At 34.7% G+C, this 20,447-nt stretch carries 13 protein-coding genes; 2 read left to right on the top strand and 11 right to left on the bottom strand.

The annotated features are described in order from the left end of the window. Nucleotides 1-14: 14 nt before the first annotated feature. Nucleotides 15-2,909 carry an RICIN domain-containing protein gene (locus tag B0A66_RS12785; RefSeq protein ID WP_244283467.1) on the top strand — a complete coding sequence of 965 codons (2,895 nt, stop codon included), beginning with the start codon at nt 15-17 and terminating at the stop codon, nt 2,907-2,909. A 398-nt stretch (nt 2,910-3,307) separates the two neighbouring features. Here B0A66_RS12785 and B0A66_RS12780 read toward each other — a convergent pair whose 3' ends face one another. Both B0A66_RS12780 and B0A66_RS12775 read right to left on the bottom strand, forming a co-directional pair. Next, complete coding sequence (locus B0A66_RS12780; protein ID WP_089050231.1) at nt 3,308-3,724, bottom strand: hypothetical protein; 417 nt, start codon at nt 3,722-3,724, stop codon at nt 3,308-3,310. A 521-nt stretch (nt 3,725-4,245) separates the two neighbouring features. Further along, nucleotides 4,246-4,899, bottom strand: a complete 654-nt coding sequence (locus B0A66_RS12775) for a VOC family protein (RefSeq protein ID WP_089050230.1) — start codon at nt 4,897-4,899, stop codon at nt 4,246-4,248. Between the two features lie 65 nt (nt 4,900-4,964). On the opposite strand from B0A66_RS12775, the gene B0A66_RS22865 reads away from it, so the two are divergent. Next, the gene (locus B0A66_RS22865) at nt 4,965-5,102 is read left to right on the top strand and encodes a hypothetical protein (RefSeq protein WP_165766614.1); all 138 of its coding nucleotides are present in this window, start codon (nt 4,965-4,967) and stop codon (nt 5,100-5,102) included. Between the two features lie 594 nt (nt 5,103-5,696). Here the strand turns inward: B0A66_RS22865 and B0A66_RS12770 are convergent. The 9 genes from B0A66_RS12770 to B0A66_RS12730 all read right to left on the bottom strand — a co-directional run bounded on the left by B0A66_RS12770 (nt 5,697) and on the right by B0A66_RS12730 (nt 20,430). Next, complete coding sequence (locus B0A66_RS12770) at nt 5,697-6,845, bottom strand: cytochrome-c peroxidase (protein WP_089050229.1); 1,149 nt, start codon at nt 6,843-6,845, stop codon at nt 5,697-5,699. 100 nt (nt 6,846-6,945) lie between these two features. Next, the gene (locus B0A66_RS12765) at nt 6,946-8,457 is read right to left on the bottom strand and encodes a hypothetical protein (protein ID WP_089050228.1); all 1,512 of its coding nucleotides are present in this window, start codon (nt 8,455-8,457) and stop codon (nt 6,946-6,948) included. Continuing rightward, complete coding sequence (locus tag B0A66_RS12760; RefSeq protein ID WP_089050227.1) at nt 8,444-9,922, bottom strand: RagB/SusD family nutrient uptake outer membrane protein; 1,479 nt, start codon at nt 9,920-9,922, stop codon at nt 8,444-8,446. Before B0A66_RS12760 ends, B0A66_RS12765 begins: the two co-directional genes overlap by 14 nt. Nucleotides 9,923-9,925: 3 nt before the next feature. Next, nucleotides 9,926-13,150 (bottom strand): SusC/RagA family TonB-linked outer membrane protein, encoded by a 3,225-nt coding sequence (locus tag B0A66_RS12755; RefSeq protein ID WP_244283465.1) that lies wholly within the window; start codon nt 13,148-13,150, stop codon nt 9,926-9,928. 130 nt (nt 13,151-13,280) lie between these two features. Beyond that, entirely contained in the window at nt 13,281-14,387 is a 1,107-nt protein-coding gene (locus B0A66_RS12750) for a FecR family protein (RefSeq protein ID WP_089050225.1), read from the bottom strand. A 67-nt stretch (nt 14,388-14,454) separates the two neighbouring features. Further along, on the bottom strand, nt 14,455-15,054 hold the full coding sequence (locus B0A66_RS12745; RefSeq protein ID WP_089050224.1) for an RNA polymerase sigma-70 factor: 600 nt from the start codon (nt 15,052-15,054) through the stop codon (nt 14,455-14,457). 264 nt (nt 15,055-15,318) lie between these two features. Continuing rightward, entirely contained in the window at nt 15,319-16,674 is a 1,356-nt protein-coding gene (locus B0A66_RS12740) for a DUF3526 domain-containing protein (protein WP_089050223.1), read from the bottom strand. A 1-nt stretch (nt 16,675) separates the two neighbouring features. After that, nucleotides 16,676-18,124: an ABC transporter permease gene (locus B0A66_RS12735; RefSeq protein ID WP_089050222.1), complete on the bottom strand. Its 1,449-nt coding sequence runs from the start codon at nt 18,122-18,124 to the stop codon at nt 16,676-16,678. A gap of 8 nt (nt 18,125-18,132) precedes the next feature. Continuing rightward, complete coding sequence (locus tag B0A66_RS12730) at nt 18,133-20,430, bottom strand: TonB-dependent siderophore receptor (RefSeq protein ID WP_089050221.1); 2,298 nt, start codon at nt 20,428-20,430, stop codon at nt 18,133-18,135. Nucleotides 20,431-20,447: the final 17 nt, after the last annotated feature.

Genomic DNA, 20,447 nt, shown 5'->3' with positions numbered 1-20,447 from the left:
ACCCGAACAAAAAAATGAAAAAAAAATACAGATTTCTGTTTAATTTACTCTTTATAACCGCTTTTGGAAGTATGGCAATAGCACAAACTTCTTTAGGCTCGAGTAAAACTTTTTTAAATACTATAAAAAGTGAGCTGGTAAAATCAGCAACTTCAAAAACGATAGACAAAACACTTTCGCTTCAGGTAGACAACTCCAAAAGTTTTGAAGCAAAAATTAATTATAAAGAATCAAATGCTTCAAGCGAATTTTTGATTGGTGAGATTAAGAATGTAGCAGAATCTTCCTTTTTTATCAGAGTAAAAGAAAAATCACTCGAAGGACATATTCTTCTAAAAAAGACAAGAGAAGCGTATAAGTATTATTCAGATGCACAAGGAAATGCTTTTGTAGAGAAAGTCGATATTAATACACTGGTTTGTATTGATTACGAAAATCTTCCTTCGAATACAAATGCAACGAATAAAACAACCAATACTGCCAAAGCACAAGTAGCAGCAGCCTTACTTAATTTGCAAAGTTTGCCGGGTGCAGCAGGATGCGTTTACTTAGATTTTGATGGTTACAATATGCCGGCAGGAAATCTTTGGAATAATGGTAATGCCATTAATGCCGCTCCATCCGGAATGAGCGATGCCGCTGTGCAACAACATTGGGAAGTAGTTGCAGAGGATTACAGACCTTTTAATTTGAATGTAACTACGAATGAGGCTGTTTTTAATTCTTATCCAAGAAACAGAAGAATGCGTGTAGTTATTACGCCAACTAATACAGCTGCTCCTGGAGCAGGCGGTGTGGCATACATAGGTTCGTTTAACTGGGATAATGATGTACCATGCTGGGTATTTATTACTTCCGGTAAATCAGGTGGAGATGCTTCTTCTCATGAAGTTGGACATACATTTGATCTGGGACATGACGGACGTACAAGTCCTGCAGAAGATTATTTTGTAGGTCTCGATGGAACTGCCTGGGCACCCATTATGGGAGCAGGTTATTACAGACCCGTTGTGCAATGGAGCAAAGGTGAATATAACAATGCCAATAACAAACAAGATGATGTTGCTACTATTGCCAGCACTAAATTTGGTGTAGGTTTCAGAGGTGATGACTATGGTAATACTACAGGTTCTGCAGCAACGTTAGATTACAATGCCAGCGGAGCCATCAATCAAAAAAATGGAATTATTACGAACGAAGCTGATTATGACTTTTTTAGTTTTACTACAGGAGGAGGAAATGTTGCTATAAATGCGAATACCGTTTCCAGAGATGGAAATTTACATCTTGTAATTCGTTTGTATAATGCTTCCGGTGCAGAAATGGGAACATATTGGAATTCAGATCCTTTTGCTCTTAATGCTTCTATGAATGTAAACCTGCCAGCCGGTAAATATTTTATTGGTGTAGATGGTGCTGGAGCAGGAAATGCGGGAAGTGGAGGTTATTCAGCGTACGGATCTATCGGAAGTTATTCCATTACAGGAACGATTCCGCCGGGTGGAAATATTGCGCCGTCTAGTGATGTCATTACGGTTTACAAAGATTGTAATTACACCGGATTCTCAGGCGGACTAACGATTGGAGATTATAATCTGGCACGTTTAAATTCATTAGGTATTCTTAACGATGATATTTCTTCGCTTCGCATTACGCAGGGGTTTCAGGCAATTTTGTATCAGGATGATAACTTTGCAGGAGCTTCGACCGTAATTAATTCTAATAATACTTGCCTTAATACCACATGGAATGATAAAGTGAGTTCTATTCGGGTTATTGCAAATGGAGTGACAAACTTAGGAAACGCAACATACTTTTTGCAAAACAGAAACAGCGGACTTAATATGGATGTTTGGAATGCCAGTACTGCAAATGGTGCCAACATAGCGCAGGGAAATGCAAATTCAGCAGCCAATCAAAAATATACGTTTACACATCTTGGTGACGGACTGTATAAGATTATTGCCAATCATAGTGGGCAATCGCTTGATGTAAACAACTTCAATAAAGCAAATGGTGCCAATGTAGAGCAGTATCCGTATAACGGAACAACAAATCAGCAATTTATATTAGTTGCTGCAGGTGATGGTTTCTATAAAATTATTGCCAGACACAGCGGTAGAATTGTTGAGGTTGCCGGAGCAAGTACAGCCAATGGTGCTAATGTACAGCAATGGGATGATAACGGTCAAACTTGTGGACAATGGAAATTGATTTCGACTTCTACAATGCAGACTACGACACTTATTCAGGCAGAAAATTATTCGGCTATGAACGGAATCGAAACGGAAGCAACTACAGATAGTGGTGGAGGTCTAAACGTGGCATACACAGATACAGGTGACTGGCTTGCGTATAATAACATAAATTTTCCAACTACAGGTTCGTATTTAATTGAATACAGAATTGCGAGTGGCGTAACCGGAGCAAGAATTTCTTCTGATTTGAATGGCGGAACAATTATTCTGGGTGAAGTAACGATTCCGAATACTGGAGGCTGGCAAAATTGGCAAACGGTTACACAAACCGTTACTGTAAATGCCGGAACGTACAATTTTGGAATCTATATTCAGAACAGTGGTGTAAACATCAACTGGATTAGAATAACAAGAATTGGTACTGCTGCTCCTTCGGCAATAGAACCAGTGACAGCAAGGGCAAGTTTAGAGGAAACAGCTAAAGATGTTAGTTTAAACATATATCCAAATCCTGTAGCGAATACACTTTTCTTTACCACAAATGCTACGGGAGGAAATGTAAGCGTAATCGATTCTCAAACAGGAAGCGTATTAAAGCTACAAACCGTTACAGATAACAGCCTTGATGTTTCAGCCTTAAGAACAGGAATTTATTTTCTGGTTTTAGATAAAGAAGGCAAACAAACAATCAAGCGTTTTATAAAGAAATAGTTTTAAATTGAGTTAGTTATTGTTGTTTAAAACTGTCCGAAAAGTAATTTTCGGACAGTTTTTTTATTTTGATTATTTAGCTTTTTAAGAGCCAGCGGCTGATCGATATTTTATGTTTGTACTAAGAGACATATTGAACATAATATGGATCGTTCTAAAATCAACGGATTAAAATCCGTTGCTACAAAATAAATCGTTCCTCCGGAACTTTGTCATAAATGATTCTATTTCTATTTCTCTTGGCATTGCTATTTACAATTATTATTTATATTGACATTGACATTGCTATTGAATTTTACTATTACTATTTACCATTGATATTACCATTGCTATTTACCATTGTCATTGCCATTGTCATTGATTTTTGCCATTGCCATTGTCATTGCAATTGATTTTTGCTATTGCATATCTATTAAATCTCTTTTTACAAAGTACAGATCGTCTTTATGTACCAGATAAAATTGGGCAGCAAATCCGGAAGGTTCACCAAGATAGGTTACACTGACATCAAAATATGTTGAATCATTTTTTTCTTCACCCCACATAAAATCATCTAAAATACCCAGATTTTGAGTCCATTCTAAGTTGTTTAGCCATTCATTACCTTCAAAAGATTCATCTTGTGCTGATTCATGAATAAGATAGTGATCACGCCAGATTACGTGAATAGATTCATTCCAATCATCATAAACATGATCTACTAGGTTTTTAGCATTATCTAATTCTCCTTTTTTCAAATAATCAAAAAAGTCTTCGACTACTTTTTGTGCTTCAGCTTCTGTTGGTTTTTCCTTCCAGGTTTTAAGAGTTACCATAATTTTTTTGCGTTGAGGTTATATTTTAATAATAATGATCATTCTCACCTAAGCGAGTGGTATTTGAAGATTAAAAATAAACTAAATTTTGAATAATGATTTATAGTAATAAATAAATTTTTCGCAAAATAAATGTGCTATAAAATATTGACCGTTTTAAAATCAACGGATTAAAATCCGTTGTTACAAAATAAATCGTTCCTACGAAACTTTTATTGTTATTTTGAAGAGAATTAGGTTACTATAAAAAAGAGCCATCGGCTCGATCGATATTGTAGGGCTGGATTTTAATCCAGTTTTTTTAGGTATAGTAGTAGAAAAAAGATCCATAGGATCGACCGATATTTTTTGCTGATTCTAAAAACATGTTGAACATAATATGAATCGTTCCTCCGAAACTTTTATAATTATTGAAAAGCGAATTAGGTTGCTGAAAAAAAGAGCCATCGGCTCGATAAATATTGTAGAGCCGGATTTTAATCCGGCTTAGTAAAAGAAGAAGAGGATCGACCGATTATTTTTTATTTAAAGATTAGAGTAGCAACTTCATTATTGTTCTGAATGCGAATTTCAGTCGGATTACTTTCAGATGGAATTTGCGTAGGATACCAGTTTCGTTTTGGTTGTACGATGATAAGCAAGCCTTCATCATCTCCTAAAGCAGAGAAGAATTCACTATTTTGATTTTTAGTAAAGAAATCCAAACCGTGTTTTGTATTTAATTTTTGTCCTAGTTGAAATGGATTTTCGTCAACAATACCAATTTCGCTGATATTCAAAATCAATTTAGAATTGAATATTGCTGTTGAAGAATTATTAAGATCATTTCGGGCAATAAACTCTAGTAAATTTTTATTGTTATCATAAAAATAAACGGCATTGGCATTCCAGTTTTCAAAAGTGGCAACAACGCTTTGATCTTCAATTAAAAGTAAACCGACTTTGTTTTGGCACCACTGAATTGCCTCTTTCAATTTATTTTCGGGAATATTGAAAGCAAAATGATACGTAGAATCAAATTGGGTATTTTCGGTAAATTTCAGGATTGAAGCTCCTGCCTGAATTGTTACTGATTTGGAATTTTGTTCAAGAATTTGCAACTCTAATACATTGCTGTAAAAGTCAGCTGTTTTTTGAATATCGTTGGTTTGAATTTGAATATGTTCTAATTTCATGGTAATACTATTTTTAAATATTCGACTGAATCAAATTTAATGAATATCGTTTTTAGAAGTGGCCAATGAACATTCTATACCTCGATGAAGGAATAATTAAAAATGATGAATTTTTGCAAACTAAAAAAGAAATGAGATTACAATATAATATCGACCGTTCCTCTGGAACTTTAGTTGCGATCGTTCTAATATCAACGGATTAAAATCCGTTACTACAAAATTATTCGTTCCTCCGGAACTTTTATAGTTGTTATAAAGAGAAGCAAGTTTCCTAAAAAAGAGTCAGTGGCTCGACCAATATTATAGGTTTAGATTTTAATCCCGCTTTTAGGTATTGTAATAGAAAAAAGAGCCAGTGGCTCGATAGATATCGTAGGGCCGGATTTTAATCCGGTTTTTTTTAGATATAGATAGGTAGAAAAAGATCCATAGGATCGACCGATATTTTGTGCTTGTTAAAAATTATTCCTTTCTCCTAAGGATTACAATAGCCGGAATTGAAACTACAAAAGGAAACAAAATCGATAGTACAATAATAACGTAAGGATTTTTTAATCGTTGTCTGTTTTTTAAAATATAATGTATAGAAAATGAAACCAGAATAAGATGCATTAAAAATGCGATTTGATACACGTAAAGACTTACGGCAAAATTTTCAACTAGATTGTTCATAGAGATAAATGATAAATGATTCTGAATAATTAGGTTTGAAAAAAGCCTATTTCAAATTAATGAAACAGACTTTTATAAAGTGAATTTTGGGGATAATTCACATTTTTTCAGTTGGATAAACAATATTATTTAGGCAATGCTGGTATCATAATTCTTTGATTTGGTGTGCTCAATGTTTCTATAAAAGCCAAAAGATCACCAATTTCTTCTTTGCTTAAGCTAAGTTTTTGAAGCATTGGATCAGATTTAGGAATTAGAGAATCGCGTGCTGTTCCCAGATATCTTTTTTGTACCGGAGATGGATTTCCTAAATTATATAATTCAACTACATCGAGCAATGACGGAAAATGACCGTGATGCATCCATGGTTTTGTATTGGCAACTTCACGTAATGTTGGTGTCCTGAATTTTCCAATATCTTTTACATCTTTGGTAACATTGTAACGTCCGAAATCTTCAAACTTAGTTCCAAATAAAGTCTGACCATCATTATGAAATTGATTGTCGCTAAAATAAGGCGTGTTATGACAATTGATGCATTGCGCTTTGGTTCTAAATAAATGCAATCCTTTTACCTGCTGATCTGTATAAGCTTCTGATTTTCCGCTCACAAAATGATCAAACTTACTTTTTGGGCTTTTAATTGATCTCTCAAAAGTAGCAATAGCATATTGAATTCTTTGCAGCGAAACTTTTGAATCACCAAAAGCAGCTTCAAATAAAGGTTTATATCCTTTTACCTTTGCTATTTTATCAACAGCAATCGTTAGTTTTTCATTCATTTCTAAAGGATCACCAATAGGAAACTGTGCCTGATCTTCAAGGCTTTTTGCACGTCCGTCCCAAAAAAGAGAAGTGGCGTAACCAGAGTTCAAAATAGTCATGGAGTTTCGTTTTCCTGTTTGGCGATCGTGTCCAAAAGAACGCGTTAGATTATCCGTCCAGCCCAACTCAGGATTATGACAGGAAGCGCAGGCAATCTGACCGCTTGAAGATAATCTGGGATCAAAAAAAAGTACTTTACCCAAACTTTGTTTTTCTTCAGAATACGGATTGTAAGCAGGATAGGGCATAGCAGGAAGCACTCCAATATCCTGGAATGTTGTTTTGTCTACATTTTCATGTAATTGTGCTGCCGGCCATGTCGAAGGATCACCACTGGAATACAATTTCCTTAATTCTTGAATATCAATATATTCGGGTTCTTCAATGCTTTTGTAAGCAGTTAAACTCAATAAGAGAACAAGGGGTAAAATTAGTTTTTTCAATTTCATTTTAGTTTCAATCAATGCTTTGTGATAATGGTAAACACCTAAGCATCCTGATTATTCGAGAATAAAAAAGATGCTTAGGCGTTCTTCTGTTTTAATGTTACTAAATTTTAGCCGGTAACGTAACTTCTTTAGGACAAGCGTCGTTAATTGGATCTAATTTAGGATATACTTTATTATTATACATTCTGTATTGCGTAGAAACTTCTCCACCAAACAGCAGGTCATTTTCTAAGGTTAATACAAAACTGATTTCGAACAAGCCTGCGCTGATTTCTTTGTATTTTCCTTCACCGGAAATTTTAATGATATGAGCATCTTTTTTAACACCTGCTGCCGTTTCTGCACTCGTACTCGATGCGGTAATAGCAATAGATTGTGGAATGATCAGCACACTTCCGTTGGTGGTACTGTTTCCGTTTTCTGGGAAAAATTCAATTGCTGAGGTAATGTTAAAGCCCGGAGAACTTGCTGATGCTGTACTTTCGTTACTAAACCATCTTTTTAAGTTAAACGAGTTTGTTGTACTGGTACCTGAAGCTACATTGAATCCAATTTTAAACGCATCGTGGTAGATATCATCATTAGGATCGGCAGTTCCGTTATCACTATACAAAATAGCATTGGTGCTGTTTTTTTGTACTACAACCGGAAACGTAAAGGCATTGTAAGCCTGCCATGCACAAACACCACTTTTGTCGAACCAGCATTCTCCATACGTCAAATAAAATTTATTGGATAAATCATAGAATTTAGCAGCCGGATTGGCTAAAATATCCCTTTGTGATTTAATTGGTTTAGAAATTTGCAGTGTTGGATTTCCTGTTGCGATGTAATTGGTTGTGCTAACTAATGTAATGGTTGTGTCATACGGAATATCATCGTTTTGAATGTCCTCTAAAAGCGTTAAATGATAAGTAATCGAGCTTCTGTTGTCCCCATAATCGTCATGAGTTAGTTTGTACTCAAAACCATTATCAAATTTAAAGATGTCCAAATTCTCCATTTCAGAAGGAATAAATCCGTTAGGGAAGTTTACCTTAAAATCGATTGTTTCGCCTACTTCTCCTTTGACATTCATAAGATTAGCCGATAAGGAATACGATGTAACTATTTCTTCTAAATTAATAGTAAAAGCATCATTAAGTGCCGAAGTATTTAGATTTCCGATATGAATTGCAGGATCAGAAGCATTTTCTAATTTTAATGTAATCATTTGTTTGTCTTTCCACCTTTTATCAAACGAAAGATAAATAGTATCGGTTAACTGATTGCCTGCAAATAATAATTCGCTTGCTGGTTCTACGCTAAAACTATTGGCATCTCCGGAAGTTGCAGCACTGAAATTTACACTTACGGCAGATTTTAGAGTAGGAGAACTTAACGTTACCGGAACTTTTAGTTTTTTGATAGATTTATTGTCATAGGTGTTAGCAGGTACTAAAGTCGTACTCACAGCAGGATATTCTAGTGGCGTGTTGTTGCTGTTCACTAAAAAATTGAAACGAACATACGGATCAACATTTGAATTATCTAGTCTGTAATCATCCTTAGAACAAGATGCCAATAAGGCTATTACAATACTTAATACGGATATAATTTTAATACGATTCATTTTGTGTTAAGTTTGAATTAAGATTAATATTGGAGCGTGGTATAGGTAATATAAATTTTGGCGATGGATAAGTCAAACTGCAATTAGCAGAGACACAACCATCAACACGGGAAACATTTCTTTTATTTCTGGCAATATCATGGAATAAATGTCCTTCAAAACAAAGTTCTTTTCTGCGTTCCAAAAACACAGCTTCTTGTAGATTATCGGTATCATTAAGCAGCGTAGCGTTTGCTCTTGCTCTAATGGTATTAATATCTGTTTTTGCCTGTTCCGGATTATTAAGTCCAAGAGCAGCTTCGGCACGAATTAAATATTGTTCACTTAATCTAAAAGCTACGTAACCCGGATTATCCTGAAATTTTTTAGTAAAGTTGTATTTTACGGGAGTTGATACTAAATTATTGATTGTCGCAATGGTGTGCTCCAGAAACAGTTTTTTTCTAATATCATCTGCTTCATAAAGGTTGAATAAATCATCAGAAGCAACATAACTACCATAGATGGTAGCAGAAGTATAACCGTATGTTGAAGCCATAGAACCGCTAACCGTTCCTTCGCTGCTTCTTGGAATAGAAAATTCTAACAAAACTTCTGAAACCGGAAGATCAGGTTGTTCCCATTGTGCGATGTAGTTTTCTGAAGTCATTAATGCTACACCAGAGTTTTCGATAATATCATTAGCTGTATCGTAAGCATTTTTCCAGTCTTTTTTAGATAAATACACACGTGCTAATAAAGCTTTTGTACTTGTTTTATTAAAATAAGAATAAACGGGTCCAGCCATTAATGGAGTATCAGAATATAAATTTATTGCAGTCGTAATATCATCAATAATAAAGGAATATGTAGTGGCAACGGTTTCACGAGCAGGATAAGTAAGTTTTGCATTGATAGATTGCTTACTGTAAACAAGTCCCGGATGAGAAGCATCAGCAGTGAAATCATAATTTTGAGTATATACTTGACTCAACAAAAAGTGTGCGTACGCTCTAACTGTTAAGGCTTCAGCTTTGATTTGATTTTTTTCAGCTGTCGTTGCATCTGGCAATGCATCAGCAAATTCTAAAAATAAATTCGTCTGATTGATGATATCATAACAAGCAGAATAAAAAGAAGCTAAATTAGACTGTTCAGATAAATCATTAAAACCATAGATTCCTGCTATACCTGTCGGGACAATAATTTGATTTTTATTGGTACCCTCTGGTGAAGGTGAAAATTTTAAATTTCCTCCCTGTAAGTCAGCATAAGTAGCAAAAGGGGCAAAACGAAGAGCCGCTTCGATTTCACCATACATACCACGCATAGCTTGAAAAACGCCTTCTTTGTTCTTTAACTGTTCTGTTATAGAAGTTTGCATACCTGGTTCCTGTTCAAGGAAATCACTACAGCTTTGCATTAAAAACACCGACACTAAAAGCAAAGCGAATTTAATTTTTATATTGTATTTGAAGTTTTTCATCTTTTAAAATTTTGTATTAATTCCACATGAAACTGTTCTGGATTGAGGGTAATTAAAGCTAAATTCTCTAATTCCGTTCATGCCTTCCGGACTCTTTTCTTTATACCAGTAGAAAGCATTAGAGACATTGGCAAAAACAACCAAAGAATCAAAGAACGTTTTTTTGACAGGTATGCTATAACTTAAGTTTATATTGTTAATTTTTAAATAGGTAGCATCGTAAACATATTTACTGAGGTTTGCTACACCAACATTTAAGCTTGGTGCCGGCTGCGAAACAACATCACCTTGGTTTCTCCAGTAATCGTTGGCATTAACAGACATATTTCGGTTTACAATGATCGTATATTTAGATATGATTTCATTAGATACTAATTTATCTCCACCCAACTGAAAAGATCCGTTTACAGACAAAGTAAGACCTTTGTATGAAAATGTATTGCTAAAACCTCCAAAAGCTGTTGGTTGCGTGTCTCCAATTGGTTCCCAGTCTGTTTCGTTAAAAAGTGTTCTGTAATTAGCATAGTCATAAACCTGACCGTTTTTTCGAACTAAATCACGTCCTGTAGCAGGATCAATACCAGCCCAGTTTATTCCCCATATAGTAGTAGTACTGTACCCGATTTTTTGAGCAAGAGCAAGATTGGATTGCGAGTAATCACTTCCTAAACCAACTAAATCGGTTACTTTGTTCTCTACGGTTGAAATGTTAAAAGACGAAGACCATTTAAAGTTTCCTTTTTGAAACCATCTAAATCTCGTAGTCAATTCAAAACCTTTATTGTACATACTGGCACCATTTAACTGCATTAATCCGTAACCCGTTTCTGTTGGAATATCGCGGCTTACAATTAAGTCATTTAAGTCATCATAGTAATATTCTAGTGTCAGGTCGATAAATTTAAAGACATTAAAATCGATACCGGCATTAAATTTTTTATTTTTCTCCCAGCTTAGGTGACCGTTAGGAGATACGCTTGGAGTAGCATACGAGCCACCATTGTAACCGTTTTGCAGTACACCATACAATCCTTTAGAACGGTAAGAACCAATTCTGGAATTTCCGGTAGATCCGTAACTTACTTTCAGTTTTAAGAAATCAATCCAGGATGATTCATTTAAGAAATTTTCATTAGTTAATATCCATGCCAAACCTGCACCGCTGTTTAACGCTACGTTGCTGTCATCTCCAAAAACAGAGCTTTGATCGCGTCGTAAATTCCCTAAAACAAAATATTTTTTTTTGTAGTTATAATTCAGTTGCCCGAAAGCAGAAACACGTGAACTATAATTTATTTCATTTCTAAAAATCTGTCTTGATCTAGTCTCATCTATTTGAGTTATAGGATCATCATCACGAAGGGCATCTTCGATATTATTGATACTATTAGGATTTGTAAATCCGGCTGCATTTGCGGAACTTAAATTGTTTTTTTCCTCAGAAAGTTCAAAGCCAACAACACCATCAATTGTGCTGTTCTTACTAATTTCTTTGTCAAATAACATTTGTCCCTGCCAGTTCCATTTCGTAGAATTTCGTTTATTAAACAATCGTCTTCCCCAAGTAGGATAGGTAACGCCATCTAATATAAAAGTACCATTTTGCTGTCCGCTTTCATTCTCGCCTGAGAAATAACGATCCTGTACTTTGTCTAAATAATCTAAACCAAATAAGGTATTGAATCTGATATGGCTGTTCAGTTCATAACCAACATTTAAACTTGTTAAAAGGGCTTTTGATTCTGCTTCGTTTTTGTTCTGCTCAATAGCTGCTAAAGGGTTTCCTCCGCTGGCACCTGTTAAACCTAATTTAGAATAAGTTCCGTCTGCATTGTATGGCGAAATAGTAGGCAGATAAGCGAAATCATAATAAATATTAGGCGCATCTTTTTTAACGTAGCTTGGATTGAATGATAAGCTAATATCCCATTTAGATTGTTTGTAGCCTAAATTAATTCCACCATTTAATTGTTTTGTCGTATTACCCAATTGCGGCTCATCAATATTCAAATAGGTAAGATTGGTACGATAAGTAATTTTTGAAGTTCCTCCAGAAACACTAAAATTATATTTATTGTAAATACCGGTTTTGTTTAAAAGATCAAACCAATTGGTGTTTACACCATTATAAGGAATAGGAGTAGAAGTCGGTGTCGTAGCGGCGTTGTAAGCATTATTTAGTTCATTAAACTGTTCTCCGCTTAAATATTTAATTTGATTAATAGCACTTGAAACTCCCAATTGATTAGAAAACTGAAATTTTGTTTTTCCCTCTTTACCTTTTTTGGTTGTAATTAAAATAACACCATTTGCTCCATCGGCACCATAGATACCAACTGCTGCTGCATCTTTTAGGACAGTAAAACTTTCAATATTATCCGGTGAGATAAAAGCTAATGGGTTTGCTAATTTTTCGCCGAAAGCACCACCGGCATCAAAAGAATCATTGTCAATACCTTTTTGCTCATTCATAATAATACCATCAACAATAATCAAAGGTTGAGTTGATGTTCCTACAAGATTTCCATTCAAAGGTTTTAAAGTTCCCTGACCACGAATATTCATTTTTACAGGCGTTCCTACTCCGGATGTATTTTCGACTAATACCCCTGCAATTTGTCCTTCGACCATTTTATCAATACTTTCAGAAGCTTGTTCTACAGCAATGTCCTTAGCGGTTAAAGTCGAAATACTTCCCACAATTTCCTCTTTTAGTTTTTTAGTTCCGTAAGATGACGTTATGATTACCGGATTTAATTCATCCGTAGATTCTTGAAGATTAAAAGTAAAAACAGTTTTATTTTCAGCTCTCTGCGATTGCATTTGCATTCCTAAAAACCCCACTTCAAGTACAAGATTAGCAATGTTATTTCCTTTTAAGGTATAAGCAAACTTTCCGTTAAAGTCTGTTATAGCGCCCATTCCCGTACCTTTGATACGAATAGAAGCACCCGGAAGTGGCAATTTGCTGTTAGCATCATAAACAGTTCCGATAATAAAACGCTCTGTTTCCTGCTGAGGCGCCAGAGAAGCATCCGGTGTATTGGTTAATAAAACTTGTTTTTTCTGAATGTAGAACGAAATGTTTGTGCCTTTTAAAACTTGCGTTAAAGCGGTTTCTAAACTAGCATTTGTCACATTAATATCAGTAAGCTGTTCTGTATCTATTTTTCGGGCATTGTAAATAATTCTAAAATCGGTTTGTTCTTCAATCGATTTGATAATCAAACTTATAGGTTTATTTTTTAGATTTAAAGTAATCGTTTTATTTTGAGAAAAACCTTTAAAACTGGATATGAGTAGAGCTAAGAAAAATAAAATTTTCCTTAATAGGGGTACAGTAAAAGTCATGTTTTATTTAGTTTGGAAGATTGGAAATGGTGATGGTTTTTTGTTTAATCGTGTAATTAAATGGCGTATCACGTTTTAGAAGTTCTAAAATATTTTCTACGCTCGCTTCGCTAATTTTAATAGTTCCCGTAAAATTCTGTTTGGCCAAATTAGAATTTTCGTTTACTATTTCAACGTCGTAGGTACGCTGAATCATTTTAGCAATAGTTGAAAATGGGGTATCTTTAAAAGCAAGTTCTCCTTTTGTCCATGCAGCATAAAAGACAGGATCAACTTCTTTGGTTGTTATTTTTTTTGAATTGGTTTGCCAGGTCGCCATTTGATTAGGTTGAAGCAAAACAGTATTTTGTTTGTTTTCGACTTCGCTCATTTGAATGCTTCCTTCGACCAAAGTACTATTTACGGTAGGGTTTTCAGGATAAGCGCTTACGTTAAATTTAGTTCCCAAAACTTCAATATCAACCTGATTTGCGTTTACTACAAAGGGATGCGCTTTGTCTTTGGCAACTTCAAAAAAAGCTTCTCCGGTTAGGTACACATTTCTTTTTCCGTTGATACCAAATTGTTCCGGATAGCGAAATGTAGTTCCTGAATTAAGACTTACAATCGTTCCGTCTGAAAGAGTAAGTTTGAATCTTTTTCCGTACGGCACTTTAAGTGTGTTATACAAAACTTCTTCATCTTGAACTTTTCCAAAATAGATAATTTGATTAGGGAATTTTTTTGCAATCAATTCGCCCTTGTTATTTATAATTTGAGCTGGACTGTTTTTTGCGATTAATTCAGAGTTTCCGTTGGCAAGCTCCAGAATAATTTCTTTAGAGGAATTGTTTTTAGTACTAAAATCAAAAGCTAATTTTCCTAATCCAAATAACACTAAAAATACAGCCGCATATTTAAAATAATGCCAAACTTTAGTTTTTTGTTTTAGTTGTACTACAGGAGCATCATTTATTGAAATGGTATCAGTAAAAGCACTTATTGCCCAGGCCTTTTTTAAAGTAATGAAATGTTTTTTATTTTCTTCAGAAGCATCGATCCAGTCAAAAAGTTGTGCAACTTCTTGTTCTGAGGCTTCGTTAGAAAGGTATTTAGCAATTATTTCTGATATCATATTTAAGTTTTTGGACTTATGGTTTTAGTAAGTACACTTCAGAAATAAAAAACCCTACCTTTTATTTTTAATTATTACAAATAAGAATAAAAATTAAAAACAAATAGTCGGATAATTTGGTCTTTAAAATCTTTAAAGCCTTGGTCATATGGGCTTCAACAGCTTTTAAGGTTACTTGCATTTCTTCGGCTATTTCTGCATTTTTTTTATTCTCAAAGCGTTTTTTAATAAAAACTTCTCTTGTTTTTGGTGGAAGATCGTTTATAGAATCGTTTATGATGCGTTCTAATTCTGTTAATTCTAAAGTATCAAACTGAACCGAATTTAAGATTTCGATATCAAGTTCACGTTCTTTATGGTTGAGCACATCGTTTTTGAATCGGTCTTTGACTTTATTGTGTCGAATAAAATTCAAACATCTTGATTTGGCATAGGTATATAAAAAGGACTGAATACCGTTGATAGATTCAACCGTTTCTCTGTTTTGCCATAAATGCAGAAAAGCTTCCTGAGCGAGGTTTTCAGCTTCTTCTTTATCATAAACAAACTGAATGCTAAAAGCCTGAATTCGGCGAAAGTATTTGTCGTAGAAATAAGTAAACGCAGTTTCGTTTCCTTCTTTGAAAGATTCAAAAATTTGTAATTCGGAACTGGTATTACTATTCATTATAATTGGATCGCTTTGAAAAGGCAATATAAGTAATTTCAATAAATTACTTAGAATTGTTGGAAACGCGGCAAATATAGAATATTATTTATACTAATTCTAAATAAAATTTAAATAAAGATAGTTTGAAAAAAAATTATTCAGAATAAAGTGTAGAAATTAATTATGCCGAAAAAAAAGGCATAAAAAAACACCATAAAAGTGATCTGGATTCAACCTAAAAAGGAGGTAAAACAACGAACACTTTTATGGTGTATTATTTTTTTAGAAAGTCTGTAATTTATTGTTTTTAAAATTGATCCAGCCTAAGGCAAGTAACAATAAATTGAAGAAAATCAGAGGTAATAAGGTTTTTACCAGATTGGTTTCTGAAGGATCAGTAAAAGTTTCCACTTTAAACTTTGACCAGTTTTCCTCATTAACCGCTTTGTTATCAAATATTTTAGGGTAAAAGTACAGTCTTAAATTTTCATGAAACTGTTTTGTTTCTTTTAAAAATAAGAGTTGATTTCCTAAATCAGCTTTTGCAATTTCATTCAGTTGAATCTGCGTGTGCAAAGTCGGGATAAACTGCGCTATAAACTGACTTGCTGTATTACGCTGCTGAAGTTTGGTCTCTAATTCCTGAGACTCTTTTGCAGAATCATCATCGCCCGCCTGTTGCATGGCATAATACCAAAGCCAGCTGAATTCTTTATCTGGTAAAAGATAGGTTTTGAATTGCGGATAATGATTGTAGAATTTATCCATCGTAATCTTCTTTTCCATATCCCATTTTTCATGGTAAGCATTTCTTTGCTTTACAGTAAGTTCTAACGCTTCCGGAACCGGATATTTGTTTACCACATACGTATTAATCGTTGCTGGAACAATAATAATTAGAAACAGCCAAATCGTGAGCAAAATAACCGCATTAAAATTCGAGTTTTTTTGAAGCGAAACAATAAAAAAGGAAACCGCAAACCAAAATAGAATGTACAAAACACCAAGCAGATAAAACGTCAAAAGCGCTGTATCAAATGGAATAGCCAAAAATAATACCGCTACCAGAAGTACAACCGTCAGTAATACAATTAAACTTAAAATTCTGATGTAAAATAACTTTAGAATGTAGACAAAAGTATTTTCGCTTTGCGTCGCTACAATTTTCCACGTACCACTTTCTTTTTCTTCAGAAACCAGATTATAAGAAAAAGCAACAATCAGTAACGGAAAAAGATAAATCAATACAAAACTAAAATCGATATTTCCGGATAAAAGGTTATTCGGGTTATTGAGTTCTGCATCGTATTTCTGTCCTTCAAGACCACGAATGGTAACATTTTGAATAGATGGATTAACATCACGCTGACCAATCGCTAAACTGTTTATAGGAAGGGTTTTATTCACCAATGAAAACTTGATGTAGTAGAGCAGAAGTCCCAAATCATCTTTATGATAACTGGCATTTCGGGCAATATGTTCCTTTTGATACGTTGCTGCTTCAACAATATTGTTTTGCTGTTTTTGCTGAAATTGCTGTCCGATTAAAAGACTTATGAATCCAATGATAAGCAGGAAAATTAATCCCACTTTTGTACCCTTGGAGCGTATGAAATTTTTAAATAATAATGCTAACATATTAAATGGCTTTAAGGTTTTTAGCCGCTATTCGAATAAGAACGAATAAGAAACTAATCCAGAGAATAATAGAGATGATCGAAATCATTTCGCTTTTTAAAACAGCAACGATTCCTTTTGGCTGATATTGAAATTCGTCTACTTCAGCCCAATGTTCTTTGTCAATTGTCAAAGGTTTATCATTAGGTCCCGGCTTTTTATTGCTGATGTATTTAATCTGTAACGCATTCATTTTTTGCGCCATATCGTAACGATATGTTTCTGCCTGTTTCTGAAAATCGATGTACGAATCATAATCCGTGTTCGATAATCCCATTGACAGGTTTTTCATCGCGATGTACGGATTGAAAAACGAAACTGCTTTAGAAAAACTATTTTGCTGTTCGTAAACTTTAAGTAAGGTTTCTAAATGTTTGTTGTAAATGTTAGCACTAATTTTTTCTCCTTCGGTCATAATAAAACCAGAGTAATTAAAAGGTAATTTTTGTACCGAATCGACTTTGTAAACCAGTAACAACGAATCTTTAATCGCTTTGTAATGCGGATCATTAGGATTGTGGCTGTCTCCTTGTTTCAAAATGTCTTTTTCAATATCACTTTGAAACTGAATTTTCGATGGCGCTTCATACAAATACGCTCCAATTGCCTGTGTAGTTCTTGGAAGGATAATCGTAAACAAAAGCCAAATTCCGATAAGAGAAATCAATGCATTTTTTGATGTTTTGCTCGCAGCTGAAATTAAGACAGCAATGAAACAAAAGAACATCAAATAAATAAAATGGAACAAAATAAACAACCCCATTTTGATGGTTTCATCTGCTGAAATTGAAAAATTTTGAAGCACCAGCCAAAGCACTACCAAAATGATGATGGTCGGAATAAAAAGCAATAAAATTACTGCTGCAATACCCAACGTTTTACCAAGTAGCAATTGTTTCCAGCTAATGCCTTGGCTTAAAAGTAGTTTTAGCGTTCCGTTTTCTCTTTCTGTTGCAATGGCATTAAATCCAAGGAAAAAGATTAGCAAAGGCAATAAAATTTGTAAAACCATTGCAATACTGACTTCTCCAAAGCGAAGCATACTGTTCGAAAATCCTGCTTCAGAAAAATTGGCTGTATTTTGTTTGTGAGCTTCAAGGAAAATGGCATTTCCAAAAAAGGGTTCCATTCCAAATTCAAACACACTTAAAGGCGTACTTTTTCGGAACGCGAAGTTTCCGTAATGTGCCATTCTGTGTGGATTTTTATCCGGATTTTTCAACCAGTCTTCTCTTGATTCGTGCTGGTATTTTTCGCTGGTTTCATTTTGATTGGTGTAATTTTCCCAACCGGAAAAAGCGGCATATAATAATAAAAGACCAATAAATAAGGTGATAATAAACACCGCCTTATTTTTGAATACTGATTTTTTAAAATGTTTGGCTATTAAAATTTCTACGTGTAATGACATGATACAGATTAAAATTTATAAGTTACAGTTAGGCTAAAATTTCTTGGAGCACCAGGAAATAAACGCAAATAGTTTTGAGCGCCTAACCAGTAGGTTTTATTGAATAAATTACCCGCATTAAGGGCAATTTGCATATTGCTTTTGTTAGGCTTGTAATAGACAGCTGCATCAAAAGTGGTAAAATCAGGAAGTGTAAAATCTCTTGTGAACCAAGGCACTTTACTGCTTTGATATTGCATTCCCACACCAACTCCTAAATCTTTTAAGCCAGAGTCGGCATTAAAATTATAACGCGTCCATAAATTGGCGCTGTTTTTTGGTGTGTTTTGTTTTCTGGCACCAATTAGTGAGATATTACGATCATTGGTAATCTCAGCATCGATATAACTGTAGGATGCATTTATTTGCCAGTCAGCGGTAATATAACCCGCTATATCGCATTCAAAACCACGGCTTCTTTCTGCTCCTCTGGTTACTAGTAAATCCGGATTGACTGGATCGTTGGCATTCATTAAAATGTTACGTTGATTTATTTCGTAAACAGCTGCATTAAAACTTACCGAATTATTGAAAAAAGTTCCTTTAAAACCAACTTCTTTTAAATCGCTTTCTAAAGGTTCAAATAAGCTTCCGGCTGGTAAACTTCCTGTCTGAGGCATTAATGTTACCGTGTTCGACTGTGGCTGATACCCTTCTAAATACGTTGTGTAAACATTGATTTGATCGTTAACAGCATACGTTATACCAATACGAGGCAACAAAGCCGATTTTTTAACCGTAAGTTCATTGTTCGATTCGTAATTAGTAATGTCCTTAAACCATTCGTTTCGTAAGCCCAATAAAAAAGTAAATTTTTCCCACTGAATCTGATCCTGAACGTAAATTGCATTTGTAGTCGTCAAGGCTACAGGTAACGCCGTTCTAACATTCAGCGTGTAATCATTTATACTTGTGATCGTATACGTTGGATTATTTAAATTGAAATAAGATACATTTGGTTTGGGTAACACAACACCATCAACAGTTACGGTTTGATAATTGGCAGCATTGGCAGGAACAAATGATGAAGCTACGCTTCCGTCATTTAAAAGATAACCTCTTGCAGCATTTTGTCCACCGCCTTTGGTTTTGTTCCAGCTGCTTAAGTCATATCCCGTTAATAACTTATGACGTAACGGACCTGTTTTTAAATCAAAATTGAAATATGCACTTAGGTTGTCAATGTCCCAATATTGCTGACGCTGTACGACCTGCATCATAGCAAGGCTCGTTACAGGCTGATTGTTCATATCGACAGCAAAGGCATTTGTCGTTCTGTGCTCCTGAAGATCTTCTGTCCAGGTTTGCTTCATATACGTAGCATTGAACCCAATTTTCGAATTAAACTTATGCGCAAAATTCGTAGTCAGAATCATTTCTTTTGATTTAAAGAAATCGCTTGGCGCACCCAGATTTAAGCTAATTGGTGTTTGCTTTAAATTCGTAACTCCGGCAACAGCACCAAAAATAGGTTGTCCACGATCCAGAATTCCGGTCATATCGCTTATAATCAACTCAGTATTAATTGCAGTCTTTTCATTTGGAATATAACTGAATGAAGGCGAAATCAAAAACGATTTGTTGCGCACTAAATCACGAAACGATTTGGCATCCTGATACGCTCCGTTAATACGATATAGAAGTGTTTTGGACTGGTTTAATGGTCCTGTAAAATCCAAAGCAGCGCGCATCGTACTAAAACTCCCAACGTTTAGGGTTATTTCCTTATGGTCAAAAGCTAAAGGTTTTTTAGTAACAAGATTAATACTTCCACCGGGATCAACAGAAGAAAAAGTGGCACTCGAAGGTCCTTTGATAACCTCTACACGTTCGATATTAGTCGTTATAGGCTGTAAAAAATAATACTGCCTCGTGCGCATTCCGTTTATAATCTGACCTTCTTCATTCTGACTTATCCCACGAATCGTATATTGATTGTAGTAACTCGCCGGAATAACACCGCTTGCCATTTTTACAGCATCGGCAAGATAAAAAGCGCCTTTGTCAGCAATTAATTCTTTGGTAACAGTCGAAATAGATTGCGGAATATCTTTGTTTAACGTTGCTGTTTTTGTGGCAGCAAAAGAATAATCGCTCTGGTATTTTTTACTGGAACGTCCAACGATTTCAACAGTTTGTAGTTCATTACGTTTCGCTTGTATGGACGTAGAATCTTTCGGAATACTATCTGTTTTGGTTGCCGCAACTTGTGATTGTATATAGTGCGTACCGCCCATTAATAGTAAAAAGGAGAATAAATGTTTCATTTTTTTAAGATGGAAAA

The organism is Flavobacterium hercynium (genome assembly GCF_002217285.1).
GTDB lineage: Bacteria > Bacteroidota > Bacteroidia > Flavobacteriales > Flavobacteriaceae > Flavobacterium > Flavobacterium hercynium.
The sequence above is the reverse complement of the archived record's forward strand: the minus strand, read 5'-3'. Positions and strand labels throughout refer to the sequence as shown.

Coding starts and splice junctions, on each gene's coding strand:
- B0A66_RS12785 (WP_244283467.1), top strand. CDS start 15: ATGAAAAAAAAATACAGATTTCTGTTTAATTTACTCTTTATAACCGCT.
- B0A66_RS12780 (WP_089050231.1), bottom strand. CDS start 3,724: ATGGTAACTCTTAAAACCTGGAAGGAAAAACCAACAGAAGCTGAAGCA.
- B0A66_RS12775 (WP_089050230.1), bottom strand. CDS start 4,899: ATGAAATTAGAACATATTCAAATTCAAACCAACGATATTCAAAAAACA.
- B0A66_RS22865 (WP_165766614.1), top strand. CDS start 4,965: ATGAACATTCTATACCTCGATGAAGGAATAATTAAAAATGATGAATTT.
- B0A66_RS12770 (WP_089050229.1), bottom strand. CDS start 6,845: ATGAAATTGAAAAAACTAATTTTACCCCTTGTTCTCTTATTGAGTTTA.
- B0A66_RS12765 (WP_089050228.1), bottom strand. CDS start 8,457: ATGAATCGTATTAAAATTATATCCGTATTAAGTATTGTAATAGCCTTA.
- B0A66_RS12760 (WP_089050227.1), bottom strand. CDS start 9,922: ATGAAAAACTTCAAATACAATATAAAAATTAAATTCGCTTTGCTTTTA.
- B0A66_RS12750 (WP_089050225.1), bottom strand. CDS start 14,387: ATGATATCAGAAATAATTGCTAAATACCTTTCTAACGAAGCCTCAGAA.
- B0A66_RS12745 (WP_089050224.1), bottom strand. CDS start 15,054: ATGAATAGTAATACCAGTTCCGAATTACAAATTTTTGAATCTTTCAAA.
- B0A66_RS12740 (WP_089050223.1), bottom strand. CDS start 16,674: ATGTTAGCATTATTATTTAAAAATTTCATACGCTCCAAGGGTACAAAA.
- B0A66_RS12735 (WP_089050222.1), bottom strand. CDS start 18,124: ATGTCATTACACGTAGAAATTTTAATAGCCAAACATTTTAAAAAATCA.
- B0A66_RS12730 (WP_089050221.1), bottom strand. CDS start 20,430: ATGAAACATTTATTCTCCTTTTTACTATTAATGGGCGGTACGCACTAT.